The sequence below is a fragment of the Micromonospora sp. R311 genome, assembly GCF_056780015.1.
Map to the genome: position 1 here is coordinate 1 of NZ_JBSWCE010000041.1, position 21227 is coordinate 21227.

General features: G+C 73.7%; 23 protein-coding genes. 13 read left to right on the forward strand and 10 right to left on the reverse strand.

The features are described 5' to 3' along the window. Nucleotides 1-261: 261 nt before the first annotated feature. Both AC1WTP_RS28235 and AC1WTP_RS28240 read left to right on the forward strand, forming a co-directional pair. Nucleotides 262-1491: a radical SAM protein gene (locus AC1WTP_RS28235; protein ID WP_481652281.1), complete on the forward strand. Its 1230-nt coding sequence runs from the start codon at nucleotides 262-264 to the stop codon at nucleotides 1489-1491. 62 nt (nucleotides 1492-1553) lie between these two features. Next, nucleotides 1554-1961: a CoA-binding protein gene (locus AC1WTP_RS28240; protein ID WP_481652282.1), complete on the forward strand. Its 408-nt coding sequence runs from the start codon at nucleotides 1554-1556 to the stop codon at nucleotides 1959-1961. Nucleotides 1962-1984: 23 nt separating this feature from the next. On the opposite strand, the gene AC1WTP_RS28245 is transcribed toward AC1WTP_RS28240, so the two are convergent. Beyond that, a complete protein-coding gene (locus AC1WTP_RS28245; protein WP_481652283.1) occupies nucleotides 1985-3181 on the reverse strand; it encodes an acyl-CoA dehydrogenase family protein in 1197 nt (398 codons plus the stop codon). A 179-nt stretch (nucleotides 3182-3360) separates the two neighbouring features. Between AC1WTP_RS28245 and AC1WTP_RS28250 the strand changes: the two genes are divergently transcribed. Further along, a complete protein-coding gene (locus tag AC1WTP_RS28250; RefSeq protein WP_481652284.1) occupies nucleotides 3361-3852 on the forward strand; it encodes a DUF4190 domain-containing protein in 492 nt (163 codons plus the stop codon). On the opposite strand, the gene AC1WTP_RS28255 is transcribed toward AC1WTP_RS28250, so the two are convergent. Next, entirely contained in the window at nucleotides 3846-4682 is an 837-nt protein-coding gene (locus AC1WTP_RS28255) for an SDR family NAD(P)-dependent oxidoreductase (protein WP_481652342.1), read from the reverse strand. The two genes, AC1WTP_RS28250 and AC1WTP_RS28255, sit on opposite strands and share 7 nt — an antisense overlap. Before the next feature lie 184 nt (nucleotides 4683-4866). Here AC1WTP_RS28255 and AC1WTP_RS28260 point away from each other — a divergent pair, with 184 nt between their 5' ends. Then, nucleotides 4867-5385 (forward strand): DUF4190 domain-containing protein, encoded by a 519-nt coding sequence (locus AC1WTP_RS28260; RefSeq protein ID WP_481652285.1) that lies wholly within the window; start codon nucleotides 4867-4869, stop codon nucleotides 5383-5385. A 53-nt stretch (nucleotides 5386-5438) separates the two neighbouring features. Here AC1WTP_RS28260 and AC1WTP_RS28265 read toward each other — a convergent pair whose 3' ends face one another. After that, nucleotides 5439-6395 (reverse strand): HpcH/HpaI aldolase/citrate lyase family protein, encoded by a 957-nt coding sequence (locus AC1WTP_RS28265; RefSeq protein ID WP_481652286.1) that lies wholly within the window; start codon nucleotides 6393-6395, stop codon nucleotides 5439-5441. Nucleotides 6396-6523: 128 nt separating this feature from the next. Here AC1WTP_RS28265 and AC1WTP_RS28270 point away from each other — a divergent pair, with 128 nt between their 5' ends. Then, on the forward strand, nucleotides 6524-7348 hold the full coding sequence (locus AC1WTP_RS28270) for an SDR family NAD(P)-dependent oxidoreductase (RefSeq protein ID WP_481652287.1): 825 nt from the start codon (nucleotides 6524-6526) through the stop codon (nucleotides 7346-7348). Between the two features lie 41 nt (nucleotides 7349-7389). Next, a complete protein-coding gene (locus tag AC1WTP_RS28275) occupies nucleotides 7390-8181 on the forward strand; it encodes a GNAT family N-acetyltransferase (protein ID WP_481652288.1) in 792 nt (263 codons plus the stop codon). 57 nt (nucleotides 8182-8238) lie between these two features. On the opposite strand, the gene AC1WTP_RS28280 is transcribed toward AC1WTP_RS28275, so the two are convergent. Continuing rightward, nucleotides 8239-9204, reverse strand: coding sequence for a DMT family transporter (locus tag AC1WTP_RS28280; RefSeq protein ID WP_481652289.1), 966 nt, complete (start codon nucleotides 9202-9204; stop codon nucleotides 8239-8241). Between the two features lie 97 nt (nucleotides 9205-9301). Here AC1WTP_RS28280 and AC1WTP_RS28285 point away from each other — a divergent pair, with 97 nt between their 5' ends. Continuing rightward, a complete protein-coding gene (locus AC1WTP_RS28285; protein ID WP_481652290.1) occupies nucleotides 9302-9997 on the forward strand; it encodes an HAD family hydrolase in 696 nt (231 codons plus the stop codon). 40 nt (nucleotides 9998-10037) lie between these two features. Here AC1WTP_RS28285 and AC1WTP_RS28290 read toward each other — a convergent pair whose 3' ends face one another. Further along, a complete protein-coding gene (locus tag AC1WTP_RS28290) occupies nucleotides 10038-10502 on the reverse strand; it encodes a hypothetical protein (protein ID WP_481652343.1) in 465 nt (154 codons plus the stop codon). An 80-nt stretch (nucleotides 10503-10582) separates the two neighbouring features. Beyond that, complete coding sequence (locus tag AC1WTP_RS28295) at nucleotides 10583-11452, reverse strand: PhzF family phenazine biosynthesis protein (RefSeq protein WP_481652291.1); 870 nt, start codon at nucleotides 11450-11452, stop codon at nucleotides 10583-10585. 33 nt (nucleotides 11453-11485) lie between these two features. On the opposite strand from AC1WTP_RS28295, the gene AC1WTP_RS28300 reads away from it, so the two are divergent. The 3 genes from AC1WTP_RS28300 to AC1WTP_RS28310 all read left to right on the forward strand — a co-directional run bounded on the left by AC1WTP_RS28300 (nucleotide 11486) and on the right by AC1WTP_RS28310 (nucleotide 14729). Further along, the gene (locus AC1WTP_RS28300; protein WP_481652292.1) at nucleotides 11486-12772 is read left to right on the forward strand and encodes a magnesium transporter MgtE N-terminal domain-containing protein; all 1287 of its coding nucleotides are present in this window, start codon (nucleotides 11486-11488) and stop codon (nucleotides 12770-12772) included. Beyond that, nucleotides 12765-13373: a DUF1003 domain-containing protein gene (locus AC1WTP_RS28305; RefSeq protein WP_481652293.1), complete on the forward strand. Its 609-nt coding sequence runs from the start codon at nucleotides 12765-12767 to the stop codon at nucleotides 13371-13373. Before AC1WTP_RS28300 ends, AC1WTP_RS28305 begins: the two co-directional genes overlap by 8 nt. A 207-nt stretch (nucleotides 13374-13580) precedes the next feature. Beyond that, a complete protein-coding gene (locus AC1WTP_RS28310) occupies nucleotides 13581-14729 on the forward strand; it encodes an Mrp/NBP35 family ATP-binding protein (protein WP_481652294.1) in 1149 nt (382 codons plus the stop codon). 149 nt (nucleotides 14730-14878) lie between these two features. Here AC1WTP_RS28310 and AC1WTP_RS28315 read toward each other — a convergent pair whose 3' ends face one another. Beyond that, nucleotides 14879-15301 (reverse strand): twin-arginine translocase TatA/TatE family subunit, encoded by a 423-nt coding sequence (locus tag AC1WTP_RS28315; protein WP_481652295.1) that lies wholly within the window; start codon nucleotides 15299-15301, stop codon nucleotides 14879-14881. 73 nt (nucleotides 15302-15374) lie between these two features. Next, nucleotides 15375-16685 (reverse strand): S1C family serine protease, encoded by a 1311-nt coding sequence (locus AC1WTP_RS28320; RefSeq protein WP_481652296.1) that lies wholly within the window; start codon nucleotides 16683-16685, stop codon nucleotides 15375-15377. Nucleotides 16686-16998: 313 nt separating this feature from the next. On the opposite strand from AC1WTP_RS28320, the gene AC1WTP_RS28325 reads away from it, so the two are divergent. Next, a complete protein-coding gene (locus AC1WTP_RS28325) occupies nucleotides 16999-17571 on the forward strand; it encodes an O-methyltransferase (RefSeq protein WP_481652297.1) in 573 nt (190 codons plus the stop codon). A gap of 46 nt (nucleotides 17572-17617) precedes the next feature. Here the strand turns inward: AC1WTP_RS28325 and AC1WTP_RS28330 are convergent, their stop codons facing one another. Both AC1WTP_RS28330 and AC1WTP_RS28335 read right to left on the reverse strand, forming a co-directional pair. Continuing rightward, nucleotides 17618-19093 carry a leucyl aminopeptidase family protein gene (locus AC1WTP_RS28330; protein ID WP_481652298.1) on the reverse strand — a complete coding sequence of 492 codons (1476 nt, stop codon included), beginning with the start codon at nucleotides 19091-19093 and terminating at the stop codon, nucleotides 17618-17620. Nucleotides 19094-19242: 149 nt separating this feature from the next. Next, the gene (locus tag AC1WTP_RS28335; protein WP_007455245.1) at nucleotides 19243-19410 is read right to left on the reverse strand and encodes a DUF3117 domain-containing protein; all 168 of its coding nucleotides are present in this window, start codon (nucleotides 19408-19410) and stop codon (nucleotides 19243-19245) included. Between the two features lie 190 nt (nucleotides 19411-19600). Here AC1WTP_RS28335 and AC1WTP_RS28340 point away from each other — a divergent pair, with 190 nt between their 5' ends. Next, on the forward strand, nucleotides 19601-20419 hold the full coding sequence (locus tag AC1WTP_RS28340; protein ID WP_481652299.1) for a PaaX family transcriptional regulator: 819 nt from the start codon (nucleotides 19601-19603) through the stop codon (nucleotides 20417-20419). Nucleotides 20420-20423: 4 nt separating this feature from the next. Beyond that, entirely contained in the window at nucleotides 20424-21215 is a 792-nt protein-coding gene (locus AC1WTP_RS28345) for an enoyl-CoA hydratase/isomerase family protein (protein ID WP_481652300.1), read from the forward strand. Nucleotides 21216-21227: the final 12 nt, after the last annotated feature.

Genomic DNA, 21227 nt, shown 5'->3' on the forward strand with positions numbered 1-21227 from the left:
CCGCGACGTCTTCGCCACCTACGGCATCTAACAAACCATGATCAAACCGGACACACCCGAACAACGCCGGGGCCGTGGGTATACGCCCACCGGAGGAGTTTCGTCCACCAGTTTCGCCTCGCCCTCGCGGACTACGAGGCCCTCGACCGAGCGGAGCAGTTTCTGAGGGATGCGGGTATCGAGACCACCCGCTGCTCCTTTGGACAAGTCCGCCCCAACCGCCGGGCGATGGAAGCCATCCGCGCGTCGACGAAACAAAAGGTGGATGCCGTCACGGAGTTGATCCAGTGGCCGCTGAAACCCACGGACGACTGGCGGCGAGGGTTCCTCGCCGGCATCTTCGATGCCGAGGGCAGCTGCAGTCGCGGCATCCTGAGAATCGCGAACTGCAACGATCAGATCCTCACCCACACAATGGAGGCGCTGTATGCCTTCGGCTTTGCAGCCGCCCTTGAGGACCGGGAACGGACGAACCGGCTGCGCTATGCCCGTCTGACCGGTGGCCTCGCAGAACGGCTGCGTTTCTTCCACCTGACCGATCCCGCGATCAGTCGGAAGCGGTCGATCGAGGGAAGGGCACTGAAGTGCCAGGCGGCGTTGCGGGTGGTAAGCGTCGAGCCGCTCGGGTTGGAGCTGCCGCTGTGGGACATCACCACCGGCACCGGCGACTTCATCGCCAACGGCGTGGTGAGCCACAACTGCTTCGCCCGCAACACCCACACCTATCTCGACCTCGACGCGGGGGCGGACTTCGACCGGAAGGTGATCGTCAAGGTCAACGCCGGTGAGCTGGTCCGGCGGGAGCTGGCCGCGCCGCGCTGGCGGGGCGCGCACATCGCGATGGGCACCAACGTCGACTGCTACCAGCGGGCCGAGGGGCGCTACCGGCTGATGCCGCAGATCATCGCGGCGCTGCGGGACTTCGCCAACCCGTTCTCGATCCTCACCAAGGGCACGCTGATCCTGCGGGACCTGCCCCTGCTGCGGCAGGCCGCCGAGGTGACCCGGGTCGGTGTCTCCTACTCGGTCGGCTCCGTCGACGAGCGGCTCTGGCGGGCCGTGGAGCCGGGCACGCCCAGCCCGCGCCGCCGGCTGGACGCGGTCCGGGCGCTCACCGACGCGGGCTTCGAGGTGGGCGTGCTGATGGCGCCGATCCTGCCCGGGCTCAGCGACGACGACGAGTCGATCGAGGCGACCGTCTCGGCGATCGCCGCGGCGGGCGCGGCCAGCGTCACCCCACTGGCGCTGCACCTGCGCCCCGGCGCCCGCGAGTGGTACGCCCGCTGGCTCGGGCGGGAGTTCCCGCACCTGGTCCCCCGCTACCGCGAGCTCTACCGCTCCGGCGCCTACGCGCCCCAGTCCTATCAGCGGGAACTGACCGCGCGGGTGCGGATCGCGGCCCGGCGGCACGGCCTGCACCGGGCCGAGCGCGGCGACAACCGCCGCCTGCCCGACCCGCCCCCGGCCGCCGAGCAACTGACCCTGCTGTGAGGCGCCACCTGTTGCCGGCCGCGCGGCGACGGCCCCGTCCCCGGCAGAGTTAGAGTCGGCGGGTGCGCTCCGCTCAGCAGATCCTCGCCGACTCCGCCGTGATCGCCGTCGTGGGCGCGTCCCGCGACCCCCGCAAGGCCGCGCACGGCGTGCCGTTGCAGATGCAGCGGTACGGCTGGCGGATCATCCCGGTCAACCCGACCGTCGACGAACTCTTCGGCGAGCGGGCCTACCGTTCGCTCTCCGACATCCCGCACCCGGTCGACCTGGTCGACGTGTTCCGGCCGGCCGAGGACGCCGTCGAGGTGGTCCGGGAGGCGGTGGCGATCGGCGCGCCGGCGGTCTGGTTGCAGCTCGGCATCGTCTCGCCGGAGGCGCGGCGGATCGCCGAGGAGGCCGGCGTCGACTACGTCGAGGACCGCTGCCTGATCGTGGAACGGGCCGCCGCCGGCCTCACCCGGCTGAGCTGAGCAGGCGGCGGGGCCGCCCACCGTCAGAGCTTGTACTCCTTGAGCAGGCCGCGGGAGATGATGGTCTTCTGGATCTCCGAGGTGCCCTCGCCGATGAGCAGGAACGGGGCCTCCCGCATCAGCCGCTCGATCTCGTACTCCTTGGAGTAGCCGTAGCCGCCGTGGATGCGGAACGCCTCCTGCACCACCTCGGCGCAGTACTCCGAGGCGAGCAGCTTGGCCATGCCGGCCTCGACGTCGTTGCGCTGGCCGGCGTCCTTGAGCCGGGCGGCGTTGACCATCAGGGCGTGCGCCGCCTCGATCTTCGTGCCCATCTCGGCGAGCTTGAACGCGACCGCCTGGTGCTTGGCGAGCGGCTGGCCGAAGGTGCGGCGCTGCTGGGCGTACGCGACGGCGAGTTCGAAGGCCCGGATGGAGATACCGCAGGCGCGGGCGGCCACGTTGACCCGGCCGACCTCGATGCCGTCCATCATCTGGTAGAAGCCGCGGCCGACCTTCTCCTCGCCGCCGAGCACGGCCGAGGCGGGCACGGTCACCCCGTCGAGGACCATCTCGGTGGTCTCGACGCCCTTGTAGCCCATCTTGTCGATCTTGCCGGGGATGGTCAGGCCGGGCGCGGTCTCGCCGAAGCCGGGCTCCTTCTCCAGCAGGAAGGTGCTCATGTTGCCGTAGACCGAGTCCGCGCCGGTGTCGGTCTTGACCAGGGTGGCCACCACCGACGAGTAGGCCCCGTTGGTCAGCCACATCTTCTGGCCGTTGAGGACGTAGTTGTCGCCGTCCCGGACCGCCTTCGACTTGATCGCCGAGACGTCCGACCCGCACTCCGGCTCGGACATGGAGAAGGCGCCGCGCACCTCGCCGGTGGCCATCCTCGGCAGCAGCCGGGCCTTCTGCTCGGCCGAGCCGTGCTGGGAGACCAGGTACGCCACGATGAAGTGGGTGTTGACGATGCCGGAGATCGACATCCAGCCCCGGGACAGTTCCTCGACCACCAGGGCGTAGGTCAGCAGGGACTCGCCCAGGCCGCCGTACTCCTCGGCGATGGTCAGGCCGAACAGCCCCATCTCGCGCATCCCGTCGAGGATGTCGGTCGGGTACTCGTCGGCGTGCTCGAGCCGCTGGGCGTGCGGGATGATCTCCTTGTCGGCGAACTCCCGGACGGTTTCCAGGATCGACCGCTGCTCGTCGGTCAGGCCGGGCGTCTGGGCGAGTCGAGCCATCTCAGCCTCCGGGGGGATCGGCGCCTTACTCATGGGTAACTGAACGCTCGGTCAGTATCGGCCGCGCGGCCGGCGACGCCAAGGTGACCAGTCCACACAACCGCTGTGAAAAGGTTCACCGCTACCGGTAGCGTCCGGCAAGAGGGGCGCGATCCGCCACCGGCAGGAGGAGGTCATCCGTGAGCCAGCCACCGCCGCCGGGCCCGCCGGATCCGGACCGGCCGCCCTCGCCCTGGGAGCCACCGCCCGGGCAGGAGCCGTCGTCGGGCTACGGGCCACCGTCGTACGAGCAGCAGCCGGCGTACGGACAGCCGTCGTACGAGCAGCCCGGCCAACCACCGCACGCGCCGCAGTGGGGGCAGCAGCCCCCGTACGCCCCGCAGGGGCCCTACGGCCAGTACGGCCCGCCGTCCCCCGGCGGACCCCGCCCGGGTGGCGGCACGAACGTGCTGGCCATCCTCTCGCTGGTCTTCGCGTTCGTGTTCGCGCCCGCCGGCATCGTCCTCGGTCACCTGGCCAAGCGGCAGCTGCGCACCAGCGGCGAGGATGGCGACCAGCTGGCCACCTGGGGGCTGATCCTCAGCTACGTCTTCACCGGGCTGGGCCTGCTCATCTGCTGCGGCTGGATCGCGCTGGTCGCCTTCGCCGGCATCGACGGCACCACCTACTGACGGAACTGCGCCTCGCGGACGCTGTTCCCGCCGTCCACCACCAGCATCTGGCCGGTGATGTAGGAGGCGGCCGGCGAGCAGAGGAACGCGATCGCCGCGGCCACCTCGTCCGGCGTGCCGGGCCGGCCCACCGGCGTACCGAGGCCCTGCTTGATCTCGGCCATGGTGGACGCCGCGGTGTAGATGGTGCCGGGCGCGACCGCGTTCACGGTCACCCCGTCGGCGATCATCTCCATCGCCAGCGCCCGGGTCAGCCCGACCACGCCCGCCTTGGCCGCCGCGTACGCCGCCTCGGTGGGCAGCGCGTTGACCGGCCCGGACGTCGCGGCGAGGTTCACGATCCGCCCCCAGCCGCGCTCGGCCATCCCGCCGATGAACGCCCGGCTGCACAGGAACGCGGTGGTCAGGTTGCGGTCGATCTCGCCGCGCCACTCGTCGTAGCTCAGCTGGGCGACCGGGCGCAGCACCTCGGGACTGGCCCGGCTGGCCAGACCGGCGTTGTTGACCAGCACCTCCACGTCGCCGAGCTGCTCCGCCACGGCGTCGGCGAGCGCGCCGACCTCCGCCTCGTCGGTGAGGTCGGCGACGAACCCGGTCACCCCCAGCTCACTGGCCCGTTCGTGGATGCGCCGGGTGGTGGAGACGATGGCCACCCGCGCGCCCAGGTCGGCGAGCCGGCGCGCGGTCGCGTACCCGATGCCGTCCGCGCTGCCGGCCCCGGTCACCAGGGCGACCCGCCCGTCGAGCCGCATGGTCACCGGCTCCGGCAGCGGCGCCGGTTCGTCCTGTCCGGGGGTGGCGGCAACGGCCGCCCGGCTGCGTCGGGCCAGGCCGGGACGGCTCACGTCCCGTCTCGGTCGGCTGCCGGAGCGATCCGCCGCTCGCGCGTCAAACACCATGCCAGGATCCTGCCCGGTCGCGGTCCCCCGGGCAACGCGGCACCCGGTGCGGACCACGCGGTTTGCCCACCGGTGACTACCCTGACGGCGCACCCGCACCCTACGGAGTAGACGAATGACTTATCCCCCGCCGTCCGGCGGCTGGCACGACCCGGCGTGGTCGGGCCAGCAGTCGGGCCCACCGGCCGATCCGACCCTGCCGATCAGCGGTCAGCCCGTGCCCACCCAACCCGCCGCCGCCGAGCCGTATCCGGGCGGCGACCCGTACGCCGCGATGAAGTCGCCCGGCCAGCCCGGCGACCCGTACGCCGCCCCCGGCTACCCGCCGCCCGCCTACCCGGGCTACGGCTACGGCTACCCGCCCCAGCAGAAGACCAACGGCCTGGCGATCGCCGCCCTGGTGCTCTCCCTGGTCGGCGTCGCGTCCTGCATCACCGCTCCGGTCGGGGCCATCATGGGGCACGTCGCCCAGAAGCAGATCCGGCAGACCGGCGAGGGCGGCGAGGGCATGGCGAAGGCCGCCATCATCGTCGGCTGGATCCTCACCGGCCTGCTGGTGCTGCTGATCCTCTTCTACGTGGTGGCCATCGTCTTCGCCATCACCCAGGCCGACTCCGGCAGCAGCAGCTACTGAAGACGCACCGTGCCGCCCCGGTGTGGCCGGGGCGGCACGGGAAGAACCAGTTCCTACTCCGCCGGCGGGGTGAAGCTGGACGTCCGGGACATCCCGGCCGCCCGCCCCTTGGCGGCGATCACCAGCGCCATCTTCCGGGACGCCTCGTCGATCATCTCGTCGCCGAGCATCACGGCGCCCAGCCTGCCGCCCGCCTCCGAGGTGTAGTGCTCGTACGCGTCGAGGATCAGCTCGGCGTGGTCGTAGTCGGCCTGGGCCGGCGAGTAGACCTCGTTCGCGGCGTCGATCTGCCCCGGGTGCAGCACCCACTTGCCGTCGAAGCCCAGCGCGGCCGAGCGCTTGGCCACCTCGCGGAACCCGTCCACGTCGCGGATCTGCAGGAACGGGCCGTCGATCGCCTGCTTGTCGTGCATCCGCGCGGCCATCAGGATCCGCATCAGGATGTAGTGGTAGGGGTCGCCCGGGTAGTCCGGGATCAGCGCGCCGACCACCAGCGACTTCATGTTGATCGAGGCCATGAAGTCGGCCGGGCCGAAGATGATGGTCTCGACCCGGGGCGAGGCGGCGGCGATCGCGTCGACGTTGACCAGGCCGGCGGCGTTCTCGATCTGCGCCTCGATGCCGATCCGGCCGACCTGGAGGCCGAGGGTCTTCTCCAGCTGGGTGAGCGTCAGGTCGAGCCACTGCACCTGGGCCGCGTTCTGCACCTTCGGCAGCATGATGCAGTCGAGGTTGGCGCCGGCCCCCTCGACGACGTCGACGACGTCGCGGTAGGTCCACGGGGTGGTGAGGTCGTTGACCCGGACCACCCGGGTCTTGCCGGACCAGTCGCCCTCGTTGAGCGCGGCCACGATGTTCTTCCGGGCGTCCGGCTTGGCCAGCGGGGCGACCGCGTCCTCCAGGTCGAGGAAGACCTGGTCGGCCGGGAGGCCCTGGGCCTTGCCGAGCATCTTGACGCTGGAGCCGGGTACGGCGAGGCAGGACCGGCGGGGTCGCCCAACTGCGGCCATCGATTGCGCTCCTTCCAGCGTGCGGCGGGCACGCCGACGCCAGCTGACGAGAATCCGGGAACTTAACGATCCCAAAGGTCTTTGTGACGCCACGGTAACCTCGCGCCATGACCGGGGTGAATGGACCTGTGGAAGATGTCACTGGGCGCCGACTCGTGGTGGTGACCGGCGCCAGTTCGGGCATCGGGCTGGCGGCCGCGGTGGACCTGGCGCGCCGCGGTGACCAGGTGGTACTGGTCGGACGCGACCCGGCGCGGTTGCAGCTGGCGGCCGAGCAGGTGCGGGAGACCTCCGGGGAACGGCCCGAGCTGTTCCGGGCCGACTTCGCGGTGCTCGACGACGTCCGCCGGCTGGCCGGGAAGCTGCGGGCCGCGTACGACCGGATCGACGTGCTGGCCAACAACGCCGGCGCGATCGTGCTCCAGCCGCTCACCACGGTGGACGGGTTCGAACTGTCGATCCAGGCCAACCACCTGGCCCCGTTCCTGCTCAGCAACCTGCTGCGGGACCGGGTCGGCCGGATGGTGGTGACCGCCTCCGGCGCGCACCGCAGCGGCGCCCTGAACCCGGACGACCTGAACGCCCCGCTGCGCCGCTACCGGCCGATGACCGCGTACGGCACCAGCAAGCAGGCGAACATCCTGTTCACCGCCGAGGCGGCCCGGCGCTGGCCGCAGCTGCGGTCGTACTGCTTCCACCCCGGCATCGTGCGCACCCGGTTCGGCACCGACAGCCGGCTGGTCGCGCTGGGCATGCGGGTGCTGCCGTTCCGCAGCCCGGAGAAGGGCGCGGAGACGCTGGTCTGGCTGGCCAATCAGGACCCGACCCGGCTGCGCGACGGCGGCTACTACGCCGACCGGCAACTGCGCCGGCCGCTGCGCAAGGCGGCCGACCCCGGACTGGCCGCCCGGCTCTGGACGGCCAGCGCCAAGGCGGTCGGCATCGCCGAGTAGCAGCGCGCCGGGCCGCCGGCGGCCCTGCCATACTCCGCCGCATGACGACGGGGAACGACACCGCGACCACACCGCCCACCGGCCCCGACGGACCGGCCGGGCAGGACGGCCGCCGGCCGGGCTCGGGCGACACGTTGACGGTGCTCGCGACGGCCGACCCGGAACTGGCCGGCCGGCTGGACCGGGAACTCACCGCGTTCAACAACCGGGCGACCGGCGCGCACGACGAGGCGGAACTCAACGTCCGGGTCAGCGCCGCCGACGGCGACCTGGTGGCGGGGTTGACCGGCTGGACCTGGGGCGGCTGCGCCGGGATCACCATGGTCTGGGTACGCGAGGACCGCCGGGCCGAGGGCTGGGGCGGCCGGCTGCTGCGGGCGTTCGAACAGGAGGCCCGCCGGCGGGGCTGCACGGAGGTCTCGGTCTCGTCGTTCTCGTTCCAGGCGCCCGATTTCTACCGCCGCAACGGCTACCTGGACACCGGACGCCGGGAGGGCATCCCGGGCGGTCACGTCGACCACCACTTCTGGAAGTCACTGGTCACCGACCCGGCCGCCGCGGTGCGCCTGGTGGCACTGGTGGAGTTCCCCGGCGACGCGGTCGAGGCCGGCCAGCGGTACGAGGACGCGGTGCTCGGCCTGCTCGGGCGGCACGGCGGGCGGGTGGAGCGCCGGTTGCGCACCGGCGACGGGGGCACCGAGGTGCACCTGATCCGGTTCGACACCCGCGACGGCTACGACGCCTTCCTGGCCGACCCGGAGCGGGCGGGCCTGCGTGCGGCCCTCGGCGAGGCCGCCCCGACCACCCGCGTGCTCGAGGTGCGGGAGGTCTAGCGGCCGGTGCCCGCCCGGCGCGGGACGCGGCTGCCGGGGCGGGGCCGTCCGGGCGGGTCAGTCGGACAGCGGGGTGGCGTCCGCGGGGAGGGCGGTGGGCACGGGCGGGGTGCGGCGGGCGCGGGCGCCGCCGAGCACCACCACGGCGACGCCGACCAGCAGCAGCGCGAGCCCGGGCAGCGCGGTGGCGCGGGGCAGTTGCCCCAGCCAGGCCCAGCCGATCAGCGCCGCGCCCGGAGCCTCCAGCAGGACCAGCACGCTGATCGTGGTGGCCGAGACCCGCCGCAGCGCGTAGTTGAACATCGAGTGGCCGAGCAGTTGGGCGCCCGCGACCAGAGCCAGGATCGCCAGCCAGGTGCCGGTGTCGAAGCCGCCCAGCGGCACCCCGCCGACCAGGCAGACCACCAGCAGGATCAGCGTGCAGACGCCGTAGCAGACGGTGGTGTACGTGGTGGTGCTGACGGTGGCCCGGGCCCGCTCGCCGAACGCGGTGTACACGGCGGCGAACACCCCGCCGGCCACCGCGAGCAGGTCACCGGCGAAGGCCCGGCCGGAGGCGGCGAAGTCCGCCCCGCTGGCCAGCACCGCCCCGCCGACCGCCACCCCGATCCCGGCCCAGACCACCGGCGGCAGCCGCCGGCCCTGCCCCCGGGCGATCAGCCCCTGCCAGACCGGCTGGGTGGCCCCGAGCGCCGTCGCGGCGGCCACCGAGGTGAGCTGGGCGCTGGGCATCCAGGTGGCGAAGTGGGCGGCCAGCGCGACGCCGGAGAGCACGCAGGCCCAACCGGCGCGCCGGCCGGCGCCGACGGTCAGCGACCTCAGTTCCGCCCGGCGGCGGGTCAGCGACACCGGACCGAGCACGGCGACCGAGAGCAGGTTGCGCCAGAACGCGACGGCCAGGGCGGGCGCGGCCGCGAACGCGACGAGCGGCGCGGACGACGACACGGCGACCACGGCGAGGGCGAGCGCGCCGGTGGTCAGCGGGTCGAGCGGCGGGCGGTGTTCGGAGGGCACGGGGGGCAATCCTCACACGATCCGGGCCACCACGGACGGTCAGCACTCGGTTACGATCATGCGCGTTCCGCCGGCGACCCCCTCGACCGCCCGGAGGCGCTCCCCCATGCCGACCTACCAGGCGGTGCTCTTCGACTTCTTCGGCACGCTCACCCGCTCGGTGCAGCGCGGCGCGGCCCACCGGTGCACCGCCGACCTGCTCGGCTGCCCGGCCGACACGCTGGTCGAGGTGCTCGACCGCACCTTCTACCAGCGCGCCAGCGGGCGGCTCGGCAACGCCGAGGCGACCCTGCGCTGGGTCTGCGAGCAGGCCGGCGTACACCCGTCGGACGGTGCGGTGCGGGCCGCGGTGGCCTCCCGGCACCGGGCGGTACGCGCGGACACCCGGCTGCGCGACGACGCGGCGCCGGTGCTGGCCGCGCTGCGCCAGTCGGGGCTGCGGACCGGCCTGATCAGCGACTGCACCCACGAACTGCCGGCGTTCCTGCCGCAACTGGCGATCGCCCCGCTGCTCGACGTGCGCGTCTTCTCGGTGCAGGTCGGCTGCTGCAAGCCCGACCCGACGCTCTACCTGGCGGCGTGCCGCCGGCTCGGCCTGGCGCCGGCGGACTGCCTCTACGTCGGCGACGGCGGCAGCCAGGAACTGACCGGCGCGGAACGGGCCGGGATGACCGCGGTGCGGCTGGCCGCGCCGGACCTGGCCGAGCACATGGTGTTCAACGCCGACACCTGGGAGGGGCCGGTGCTGCGCTCGCTGAGCGAGGTGCTCGACCTGGTCGACCCGGCGGCGGTGCCGGCGTGACCCAGCGGCCGTGACCGGATGACCGGGCTCGGGCGCGGGTTCAGCGGCGGCGGACGCGGTGCAGCCGGAACGGCTTGCGGGTCGCCCGGACCACCGCCGCCGCCCGGGGCTCCTCGGCCAGCGACCCGGCGGGCAGCCCGGGCCCGGCGACCGGCTCCCCGGCCGGGGTCAGCCGGCTCAGCGCGCAGCCCTCGGCGGCCCAGCGGGCGATCTGGTCGGCGGCGCTGCCCCGGCCGTTCAACCGCTTGCCGGCGACCGACGGCGCCGCGGTCTCCCAGGTCTCGCTGCCCGGCGCCACCCGCTCCACCCGGGCCGGCCAGGTGACGATCCGGCCGCCGTGGTCGCCGCGCAGCGTCACCCACGCCTCGGTCGCCTCGGCCAGCCCCGGCGCGGACTGCTCACCCGGCCCGCTCACCAGGAAGAGCGCGCCCTCCAGCGGTACGCACCAGAGCGCGAGCGCCGGGCCGCCGGGCACGGTGACCCAGGCCACCGAAGCCTTCTTCATCGCCTCGTCGACCAGGGGCGTGCTGCTGCGCTCGTGCTCGTCGGTCACACCGGCATCCTCCCGTACCCGGCCGGTCGGCGTCAGCCGACGAACGGCGGCACCATGATCTCGCCCCGGGCCACCGGCATCACCTGGCCGGCGACGGTGGCGCCGACGGCCACGCCACCGGCGGCCGTCACCGTGCAGGCCAGCGCGGACGGGCGCTTGATCTCCAGGCCCTGGAGCACGTCGTACGACGAGCGGCCCTCGCCGGGCAGCAGGCCGCTGGCGACCAGCCAGACCCCGAGACCGAGCGCGGCCGACCCGGTGGCCGGGTCCTCCGGCACGCCGAGCCCCGGCACGAAGACCCGGGCGTGCGCGGTTTCTGAGTCGGCGTCCCAGGAGAAGACGCTGACGTGCTCCACCCCGTACCGCTGTGCCGCCGCCGCGTTCACCCGGGCGCGGGCCACCGCGTCCGGACGCACCGGCAGGTAGGGGAACTCCAGCCCGCAGCCGGCCACCCGGGGCGGCGGGCCGAGGTGGTCGTCCGCGCGGAGCCCGGCCATCTCCAGCAGCGGCTCCGGGTCGAGCTCGGGGCCGAGGGTGGGGGTGCCGCCGGTCAGCGTGGCCCCGGTCGCGGTCACCTCGATCGGCAGCACCCCGGCGCCACATTCCTGGGTGACCTGCCCCACACCGAACATGCCCCGGCGGCTGGCCGTCACCGCCGCGCCGACGCTCGGGTGCCCGGCGAACGGCAGTTCCTCGGCCGGGGTGAAGATCCGGGCGCGGTAGGTGGCGCCGACCTGGGTGGGCGGAAGCACGAACACCGTCTCGGAGAGGTTGAACTCCAGCGCGAGCGCCTGCATCTGCTCGGTGGCCAGCCCTTCGGCGCCGAACACCACGGCCAGCGGGTTGCCGGCGAACGGGCGGTCGGTGAAGACGTCCACGATCTCGTAGGCCAAGGTCGACATGTTGATAAACACTAGGCGCTTAGGCTGGTGCCCGTGAGCACGCCGACCCGGGTCTACATCGCTCGTCTTGCCGGCGTCGCCGTCTTCGATCCCAACGGCGACCAGGTGGGGCGGGTACGCGACGCCGTGGCCCGGTTGCGCCCGACCCAGCGCCCGCCCGAGGTGGTGGGCCTGGTCGCCGAGATGCCGATGCGCCGGCGGATCTTCCTCTCCATCAACCGGATCACCTCGATCGACGGGGACGCGGTGGTGCTCGGCACCGGCACGCTCAACCTGCGCCGCTTCGAGAAGCGCCCGAACGAGCTGCTGGTGCTCCAGGAACTGCTCGACCGGCGGGTGCAGATGGACCCGAGCGGCCAGGCCGGCACGGTGGTGGACGTGGCGATGGAGTGCAGCCGCGGCGGCGAGTGGTCGCTGACCCGGGTGGCCGTACGCGAGCAGACCGGCCGGTTGAGCCGTCGCGGCCACCTGCACCAGGTGGAGTGGGAGCGGGTCCGCGGGTTGAGCGGCATCGCCGACACCCGGGGCACCGCCAACCTGCTCTCCGTGCTGGAGGACATGCGCCCCGCCGACCTGGCCAACGCGTTGCAGGACCTGCCCGACGCGCGGCGCAACGAGATCGCCGCCGCCCTGGACGACGAGCGGCTGGCCGACGTGCTCAGCGAACTGCCCGAGCACGACCAGGTGGAGATCCTGGCCGCGCTGGACCGGGAACGGGCCGCCGACGTGCTGGAGGAGATGGACCCGGACGACGCCGCCGACCTGCTCAGCGAGCTCTCCCCGCCCGAGCAGGACGTGCTGCTCGACCTGATGCAGCCGGACGAGGCGGATCCCGTCCGCCAGCTGCTGAAGTACACCCCGGGCACGGCGGGCAGCGTGATGACCTCGGAGCCGGTGATCCTGCCTCCGGACGCCACGGTGGCCGAGGCCCTGGCCCGGATCCGCGAACCGCAGCTCTCCCCGGCAATCGCCGCGCAGGTCTTCGTGACCCGCGCGCCGATGACCACGCCGACCGGCCGCTACCTCGGGATGGTGCACTTCCAGCGGCTGCTCCGGGAACCGCCGGCCGACCTGCTCGGCGGGGTGGTGGTCAACGACATCGACCCGCTGCGGCCGACCACCCCGCTGCCGGAGATCACCCGTCGGATGGCCACCTACGACCTGGTCGCCATGCCGGTGATCGACCGGAACAACCGGCTGGTCGGCGCGGTCACCGTCGACGACGTGCTGGACCATTCACTGCCCCGGGACTGGCGCGAGCGCGACCCGGTGACCGCGCCGGCCACCTCCAACGCGGTGCTGGACGAGGCGGATGGTTGAGCGACGGCCGGAGCGCCTGGACCAGCCGCGCGAGTCCCGGGGCCTGAAGCTGCCCCGGTTCGACCCGGAGGCCTTCGGCCGGTGGTCCGAGGCGATCGCCCGGGGCATGGGGACCGCGCACTTCATCGTCTACATGACGGTGGTGATCACCAGTTGGTTCCTCTGGAACACGCTGGCCCCGGCGAACCTGCGCTTCGACCCGTACACCTTCACCTTCCTGACCCTGATGCTGTCGTTGCAGGCCAGCTACGCCGCCCCGCTGATTCTGCTGGCGCAGAACCGGCAGGCGGACCGGGACCGGTTGGCGCTGGAGGAGGACCGCCGCCGGGCGGCGCTGCAGAAGGCCGACACCGAGTACCTGGCCCGGGAGATCGCCGCGCTGCGGATCGCGATGGGCGAGGTGGCCACCCGGGACTTCCTCCGCTCCGAGCTGGCCCGGCTGGCCGAGGAGCTGGACGAGGCGGGGCAGCGGCGGCAGCGGCTGGAGCGCCGCCAGCAGGAGCGGGCCGCCCAGCGGCCGGCCGGCGGTGGCGACGGCCTGGACGAGCCCCGCGACGAGCTGGACGGCGACTGGGCCCGGGACGGCCGCCCGGAGGGGTGAGCGGCCGGTCGGCACGCCCGGCGCCCGACCCCGGGACGTCAGAACGCCGCGCGCCTCAAGGGGCCAGGCGAGCGGCGTTCGCCTCGATCGTCCCACTTCGTGCGGTACGCGTCCAGACCCCGGCGGCGCCGGTGGGCGTCATCGAATCGCTCACACCGACCCCCGCTGACGGCGGCGAGGGATCGCTCCCGACGTAGCATTGCGGGCATGTCAGCACCCGTCAGCACCGTCTCCGACGCGGTCCAGGCCGCGCTGGCCACCGTCAACGACCCGGAGATCCGCCGGCCGATCACCGACCTCGGCATGGTCCGCTCCGCCACGGTCGGCGACGACGGTGTGGTCCGGGTCGAGCTGCTGCTCACCGTCGCCGGCTGCCCCATGCGGGACACCCTGAACACCGACATCACGGCGGCGGTCGGCGCGGTGCCCGGCGTGACCGGCGTGGAGATCGAATTCGGCGTGATGACCCCCGAGCAGCGCCAGGGGCTGCAGGCGAAGCTGCGCGGCGGGGGCGCCACCCAGGAGCCGGTCATCCCGTTCGCCCAGCCCGGCTCCCGCACCCGGGTCTACGCGGTCGCCAGCGGCAAGGGCGGCGTCGGCAAGTCCAGCGTGACGGTCAACCTGGCCGCGGCGCTGGCCGCCCGCGGGCTCTCCGTCGGCGTGGTCGACGCGGACATCTACGGCCACTCGGTGCCCCGGATGCTCGGCGCCGACGGCCGGCCCACCCGCGTCGAGGACATGATCATGCCGCCGCAGTCGCACGGCGTGAAGGTGATCTCGATCGGCATGTTCACCGCCGGCAACGCCGCCGTGGTGTGGCGCGGCCCGATGCTGCACCGGGCGCTCCAGCAGTTCCTCGCCGACGTCTACTGGGGCGACCTCGACGTGCTCCTGCTCGACCTGCCCCCGGGCACCGGCGACGTGGCCATCTCGCTGGCCCAGCTGCTGCCCAACTCCGAGATCCTGGTGGTCACCACGCCGCAGGCCGCGGCCGCCGAGGTGGCCGAGCGGGCCGGCGCGATCGCCCTGCAGACCCACCAGCGGGTGGTCGGCGTCATCGAGAACATGTCCTGGCTGGAGCTGCCGGACGGCTCCCGGATGGAGATCTTCGGCGCCGGTGGCGGCGCGACCGTCGCCGAGTCGCTGAGCCGGACGATCGGCGCCCAGGTGCCGCTGCTCGGCCAGATCCCGCTGGACACCCGGGTCCGGGAGGCCGGCGACGAGGGCAACCCGATCGTGCTGGCCGAGCCGGAGTCGCCGGCCGCGGTCGCACTGGGCCAGGTCGCCGACCGGCTCGCCGTCCGGCGCGAGTCGCTGCTCGGCAAGCCGCTGGGCCTCAAGCCCGCCGGCCGCTGACCCACCCGCCGACGCCGGGCGCTTCAGGGGGTCGGCCGGGGTACCGGGGCGTGCGGTGGAGCTGATGTTCCGAACGACTCAGCTCCACAGCAGCCGAGCGGCATCTGCCCGGACGCGTCGGCCGTCCCGGTTCGCGCGCTGCCGGCGGCTCAGGTGGCGTCGTCGTAGCTGACCCGCGGGGCGGGGGCCGGGGCGTTGCCGGTGGCGGTGGCCGGCCGGCTGCCGTTCGACCGGAGGTCGGTGGCGTTGGCCACGTCCTTCAGCTCGTCGTGCACGCCGGTGACGTCCGCCCGCAGGTTGTCGTAGACGCCCTGCAGCGGCTTCCGGATCGCCTGCTCGTCCTCCTCGCTGAGCAGATGCTTGCGGATGAACGCCTTGGGGTGCAGATCCTCCAGCTGGATGTCGGTGCCCAGCTCCTTGCTCAGGTCGGTGGTGGCGTTGCGGGCCATGTTGCGCAGGTTGCGCACCATCCGCAGACCGTCTGTGATCACCGCGGGCAGCCGGTCGCCGAAGATCAGCAGCGCCAGGAGCAGCAGCCCACCGATCTCCCACATGTTCAGGTTGTCGAGCACTGCGGGCCCCCTCTCGGCGTCAGCAGCAAGACTACGCACGCCGGGCGCCGGACCGGGAGGGGGTGACCGCCCGCTACTTCGCGTCTGCGGCGAGGGTCACGGAGGCGTTCAGCCGGTCCGAGCCGCGCCGGTACTCCACGGTCACCACCGAGCCGGGCGCGAACTTGCGGACCAGGGCGATCAGGTCGGTCGGTTCGGTCATCGGCCGCCCGTTCAGCTTCAAAATCACGTCGCCGGCCTTGAGCCCGGCGCCGGCCGCCGGCCCGGACGGCTCCACGGTCACCAGCCGTACCCCGCCGCCGCTGGCCGCGCCGGGGCCGCCCACCTGGGCGCCGATCACCGTACGCCGGGCCTTGCCGGTGCCGATGATGTCCTGGGTGATCCGCTTCGCCTGGTTGATCGGGATGGCGAAGGCGAGGCCGATGTTGCCCGCCTCCTGCCCGTCGGCGACCAGCGACTTGATGGTCGAGTTCACCCCGACCACCCGGCCGGCGCCGTCCACCAGCGGGCCGCCCGAGTTGCCGTGGTTGACCGCCGCGTCGGTCTGGATGGCCGCGTAGTAGCGCACCGGGCCGCCCGGCTCACCCGCCTGCATGGTCCGGTCGAGCGCGCTGACGATGCCCGCGGTGACCGTGTTCGCCAACGAGAGCGGCGAGCCGATGGCCAGCACGGGGTCGCCCACGGCGAGCGACTCGGAGTCGCCGAACTCCACCGGCCGCAGCCCGGTGCGGGCGACCTTGATCACCGCGATGTCGGACTCCGGATCCTGCCCGACCACGGTGGCCGGGGACGAACTGCCGTCGTTGAAGATCACCGAAGCCTTGCCGCTCCCGCCCGCGACCACGTGGTCGTTGGTGATCACGTGGCCGTCCGCGCTGGCGATGAAGCCGGAACCCTCGCTCGTGCCGCCGAGGCTGCTCACCCGCACGGTCACCACGCTGGGCAGCACCCGTTCGGCGACGCCGGCCAGCGACTCGGGCTTGCGCTGGGCCAGCCCCGGCGGCTGCGGGTCGGCGCCGAGCACCGTACCCGGGCCGGCGCCGCCACGGACCGCGAAGGCGTAGCCGAGCGCGCCGCCGAGGCTGCCCGCGAGCAGCGCGGTGATCAGCGGGATGAGCAGCAGTTGCCGCAGTGCCGGCCGGCCCGGGGCGTCCGGGTCGGTCACCGGTTCCGGTTCCGTGCCGGGGCTCGGCGCGGCCGGGAGCACCACCGCCACCGGGGCGGCCGGGTCACGCCACGGATCGGCGAGCGCGTCGGACCACCAGGGCGAGGTGGTGCCGGTGCCGTGCGGTGCCGTCGGCGCAGGCGGCGGATACGCCGGCGCCGGCGGTCCCGCCGGCGTCGGGCTCCCTCCGGGCTGGCGCCAGTCCCAGCCGTCGGTCACGTCGGTCCTCCCAGTCGTCCCCGGATCCCGCGTGCGACGACCCGGCGACGGGTCGGGCCCGGTCGCGACCGGCGGGATACCGTCTCCAGGATTGCACGGATGCCACGGGTGGAGTCAGCGGTTGCCCCCCGTGATCGTCGGCGGCGGGACGCGCGGCTGCGTCCGTTCGGGGCCGCCTCTACGCTCACAGTGCCAACCCGCCCCCCGCACCACTCGCGCCGCCCGGAGGTGTCCCATCGCCACGGTCGCCGGTTCCGGCAGTTCGACGGCCCAGGCTCTGCAGTTCGCCGAGTCGTACGTCACCGAGGATCTCGTGCTGCGCACCGCCCGCAGCCTGGCCCGCGAGGTCGGTCTCGACGCGGTGACGCCCGGCGCGGGCGCCGCGCTGCGGCTGCTCGCCGCCGCCGGCAACGCCCGGGCGGTGGTGGAGATCGGCACCGGCACCGGGGTCAGCGGGGTGTGGCTGCTGCGCGGCATGCGCGCCGACGGCGTCCTCACCACCATCGACGTCGAGGTGGAGCACCAGCGGATCGCCCGGCGGATCTTCGCCGAGGCGGGCTTCGCCGCGGGCCGGACCCGGATCATCACCGGCCGGGCGCTGGACGTGCTGCCCCGGCTGGCCGACGGCGCGTACGACCTGGTCTTCGTGGACGCCGAGTCGACCGGCTTCAACGCCTGCGTGGACGCCGCGCTGCGGCTGCTCCGCCCGGGCGGGGTGCTCGCGCTCAACGGCACGCTGGCCGGCGGCCGGATCGGCGACCCGGCCGCCCGGGACGTGGAGACGGTGACCATCCGGGAGACGATCAAGGCGATCCGCGAGTCGGAGCACTGGATCCCGGCGCTGCTGCCGCTCGGGCACGGGCTGCTCGCCGCGGTGAAGTGCTGACCGGCGGCGAGCACGCGGCCCGCCGGGGGCGGGCGCCGTCCGCCGGTCAGCCCAGCGTGTCCAGCCAGCGCAGCAGCGAGCGTACGCCCCAGCCGGTCGCGCCCCTGGTCAGCTCCGCGTCGTCGCCGTCCGCCCAGGACGGCGCGGACATGTCCACGTGCAGCCAACGGTCGCGCAGCTCGCCGGTGAACTCGCGCAGGTAGAGCGCGGCCACCACCGAGCCGGCGCCCTGGTTCGGTGCGCTGTACAGGTCGGCGAGCTCGCTGCCGAGGTACTCGACGTAGTCCGCCGGCAGCGGCATCCGCCAGGCGGCCTCGCCGGCCGCGGCCACCGCGGCCAGCACGCCGGCGGCCAGGTCGTCGTTCTCGCTGTAGAGGGCGCCGGTGCGCTTGCCGAGCGCCACCGCGTTGGCTCCGGTCAGGGTGGCCAGGTCGACCAGCAGGTCCGGCTGGAGTTCGCGGACCGCGTAGGCGATCGCGTCGGCGAGCACCAGCCGCCCCTCGGCGTCGGAGTTGGTGGTCTCGCTGGTCGTCCCGCCGTAGTGGCGGACGACGTCGCCCGGGCGGAACGCCGCGCCGCTGACCATGTTCTCGGCCAGCGGGGCGAGCGTGGTGACCCGCACCGGCAGCCGCAGCACCGCCGCGCCGAGGGTGGCCGCGACCACCGCCGCCGCACCGGCCATGTCCTTGCGCATCAGCTTCATCGCCGGCACCGGCTTGATCGAGATGCCGCCGGTGTCGAAGGTGATGCCCTTGCCGACCAGCACCACGTGGGTGCGGGCGTCGGCCGGCCGCCAGTCCAGCTCGACCAGGCGCGGACCGTGGGCGGAGCCGCCGCCCACCGCGAGGAGGCCGCCGAAGCCCTCGGCGGCCAGCTCGGTCGGCTCGCGCACCCGCAGGTGCAGGTCCGGCACGCCGGCGGCGCGCGCGGCCACCTGCCCGGCGAACCACTCCGGGTTCTTCACCGAGGAGGGGGTGTTGGTCAGGTCGCGGGCCCACCGGGTCATCCGGGCGGTGGTCCGGGCCGTCTCGACCACGGCCAGGTACGCATCCGGATCGGCCACCAGCAGGTCGGCCCCGGCGAGCGCGGGCGCGTCGCCGGCGTCGGTCAGCCGGAACCGGTACGAGGCCAGCAGCAGCCCCTCGGCGAGGCCCCGGACGGCGGCCGGGGACGCGTCCGCCGGCAGCGCGATCGTGACGTGCGTCTCATCGGCGGCGGCGCGGGCCACCGCGGCGCCGGCCCGCCGCCAGCTCGCCTCGTCCCCGTCGCCGACGCCGACCAGGAGCAGCAGCCCCGGGTTCCGTCCCGGGCGGAACTGGGCCCGGACCTCACCGGCCCGGCCGGTCAGCCGGGCGGCCGGCGCCAGCGCGGCGGCCTCCTCGGCCACGCCGTCGGGCAGCGCCACCGCGGTCGGTACGGGCACGGCCGGAGTCTCGCCGCCCGCCCCCTCCCCGGCCGGTCGAAGGGGCAGGACGAGGGTGTCGAGCCGGTCAGGCTCGGCGACCAGACGGATGGCGAGCACGCGGGACCGTACCTCCAGGAAAGGGATCGCGGAGCGGGGGTGACCCCACGGCGGCTCCGCGCGGTGAAGCCCTGAGCCACCGGCAGGGCCGGTGGCTCAGGGTATGACGAACCGTCCGGGCGGCGGCTGCCGCCCAAACCGCTCCTCGCTCAGCCGGCGGCCGCCTTCAGCGCGTCACCGAGCGCGTTGGCCTCGTCGGGAGTCATCTCGACGACGAGCCGGCCACCGCCCTCCAGCGGGACCCGCATGACGATGCCCCGGCCCTCCTTGGTGACTTCCAGCGGACCGTCGCCCGTCCGCGGCTTCATCGCCGCCATGTTGTCTCCCCTCAGACCTACACCAGGGTCGGTGGGTTGCCCCACAGCCACTTCGTCATGACCACCCGCAACCTACGCGGGGGTGTCGACTGACGATTTTCCCTGATGAACACCGCCGGACCCAAACCGAAGCAGTATTGATGTAACAGCATCTAGCTTATCTTGAGAAGGCCTGTCACAATGTGCGGTCATGCAGGCACGGTCGGCACTCTTCGACCTGTACGGCGACTACCTCCGGCCGAGGGGTGGCCGGGCACCGGTTGCCGCCCTGGTCAAGCTACTGGCGCCGCTCGGGATCGCCCCGCCCGCCGTGCGGACGGCGGTGTCCCGGATGGTGCGTCAGGGCTGGCTCGACCCGTGCCGGCTCACCTCCGGACCGGGATATTCGATCACACCGAAGGCCGCCCGCCGGCTCGACGAGGCGGCCGCCCGGATCTACCGCACCGGCCGGTTCAGCTGGGACGGGCGGTTCGACCTGCTCGTGCTGGATGCGCCCGCCGCCCGCCGGGAACGCCAGCGGCTCGCCGCCAACCTGCGCTTCCTCGGCTACGGCACGCTCGACGAGCAGACCTGGGTGGCCACCCGCCCGGCCGACGACGTCGACCTGCTGCTCGCCGAGGCGGGCGTCCGGTTCGAGCGGTTCACCGCCGCGCACGCCTCGGGCACCCCCGGGGCGATGGGCGTGGTGCGCCGCGCCTGGGACCTCGCCGAGATCGGTCGGGCCTACGAGCAGTTCGTCGCCGAGCAGCGCCCGCTGCTGGCCGGGGTGACCGTGCGCAGCGGCGACGAGGAGGCGTACGCCGCCCGGTTCCGGCTGGTGCACGCGTGGCGTACCTTTCTGTTCCGGGACCCGCAGCTGCCGCCGGCGCTGCTGCCCGAACGCTGGCCCGGCACCGCCGCGGCCAGCTTCTTCGACCGGCACGCGGCACGGCTCCGGCCGGCCGCGGACCGGTACGTCGAGCAGTGCCTCGACGCCGGCAACCGCATCGTCCGACAGAAGGGTCGTTAGAGACGTGACCGAGCCGCTGCTGGTCGACCGCACCGACGCCGTCGTGACCCTGACCCTCAACCGTCCGACCGCGATGAACGCGCTCGACGTGGCGCTCAAGGAGGCGCTCCGGGACACCCTGGCCGAGCTGGAGAACGACCGGTCCTGCCGGGCCGTGGTGCTGGCCGGCGCGGGCGGGTCGTTCAGCGCCGGGCAGGACCTGCGCGAGCACGTCCGGACGCTGGAGTCGGGCGACGGCAAGCCGCTGGACACCGTCCGGGCGCACTACAACCCCATCGCCGCCCGGCTGGCCAACCTGCCGAAGCCGGTGGTCGCCGCGGTGCGCGGGATGGCCGCCGGGGCGGGCGCCTCGCTCGCCTTCCTGGCCGACCTGCGGATCGGCGGGCCGTCGACCAGCTTCCTGATGGCCTTCGCCAAGGTGGGGCTCGCCGCCGACACCGGCGCCTCCTGGACGCTGCCCCGGCTGGTCGGCCACGCCAAGGCGGTGGAGCTGCTGATGCTGGCCGAGCCGGTCCGCGCCGAGGAGGCCTGCCGGCTCGGGCTGCTCAACCGCCTGGTCGACGACGACGAGCAGGTGCTGCCGACCGCTCAGGAGCTGGCCGCCCGGCTGGCCGCCGGCCCGACCGTCGCGTACGGGGCGATCAAGCGGCAGCTCTCCATCGCCGACGCGGGCACCCTCGCCGACGCGCTGGCCGCCGAGGCGCAGGCCCAGTCGATCTGCGGGGCCACCGACGACCACCGCGCGGCCACCCTCGCCTTCGTCAACAAGCAGAAGCCGGCCTTCGAGGGCCACTGACCCGCCCCGGGC

Excerpts from the sequence above, each read along its gene's own strand:
- AC1WTP_RS28290 (WP_481652343.1), bottom strand. The coding sequence starts at position 10,502 with ATGAAGAAGGCTTCGGTGGCCTGGGTCACCGTGCCCGGCGGCCCGGCG.
- AC1WTP_RS28305 (WP_481652293.1), top strand. The coding sequence starts at position 12,765 with ATGGTTGAGCGACGGCCGGAGCGCCTGGACCAGCCGCGCGAGTCCCGG.
- AC1WTP_RS28340 (WP_481652299.1), top strand. The coding sequence starts at position 19,601 with ATGCAGGCACGGTCGGCACTCTTCGACCTGTACGGCGACTACCTCCGG.
- AC1WTP_RS28295 (WP_481652291.1), bottom strand. The coding sequence starts at position 11,452 with ATGTCGACCTTGGCCTACGAGATCGTGGACGTCTTCACCGACCGCCCG.
- AC1WTP_RS28285 (WP_481652290.1), top strand. The coding sequence starts at position 9,302 with ATGCCGACCTACCAGGCGGTGCTCTTCGACTTCTTCGGCACGCTCACC.
- AC1WTP_RS28310 (WP_481652294.1), top strand. The coding sequence starts at position 13,581 with ATGTCAGCACCCGTCAGCACCGTCTCCGACGCGGTCCAGGCCGCGCTG.
- AC1WTP_RS28275 (WP_481652288.1), top strand. The coding sequence starts at position 7,390 with ATGACGACGGGGAACGACACCGCGACCACACCGCCCACCGGCCCCGAC.
- AC1WTP_RS28265 (WP_481652286.1), bottom strand. The coding sequence starts at position 6,395 with ATGGCCGCAGTTGGGCGACCCCGCCGGTCCTGCCTCGCCGTACCCGGC.
- AC1WTP_RS28245 (WP_481652283.1), bottom strand. The coding sequence starts at position 3,181 with ATGGCTCGACTCGCCCAGACGCCCGGCCTGACCGACGAGCAGCGGTCG.
- AC1WTP_RS28335 (WP_007455245.1), bottom strand. The coding sequence starts at position 19,410 with ATGGCGGCGATGAAGCCGCGGACGGGCGACGGTCCGCTGGAAGTCACC.
- AC1WTP_RS28260 (WP_481652285.1), top strand. The coding sequence starts at position 4,867 with ATGACTTATCCCCCGCCGTCCGGCGGCTGGCACGACCCGGCGTGGTCG.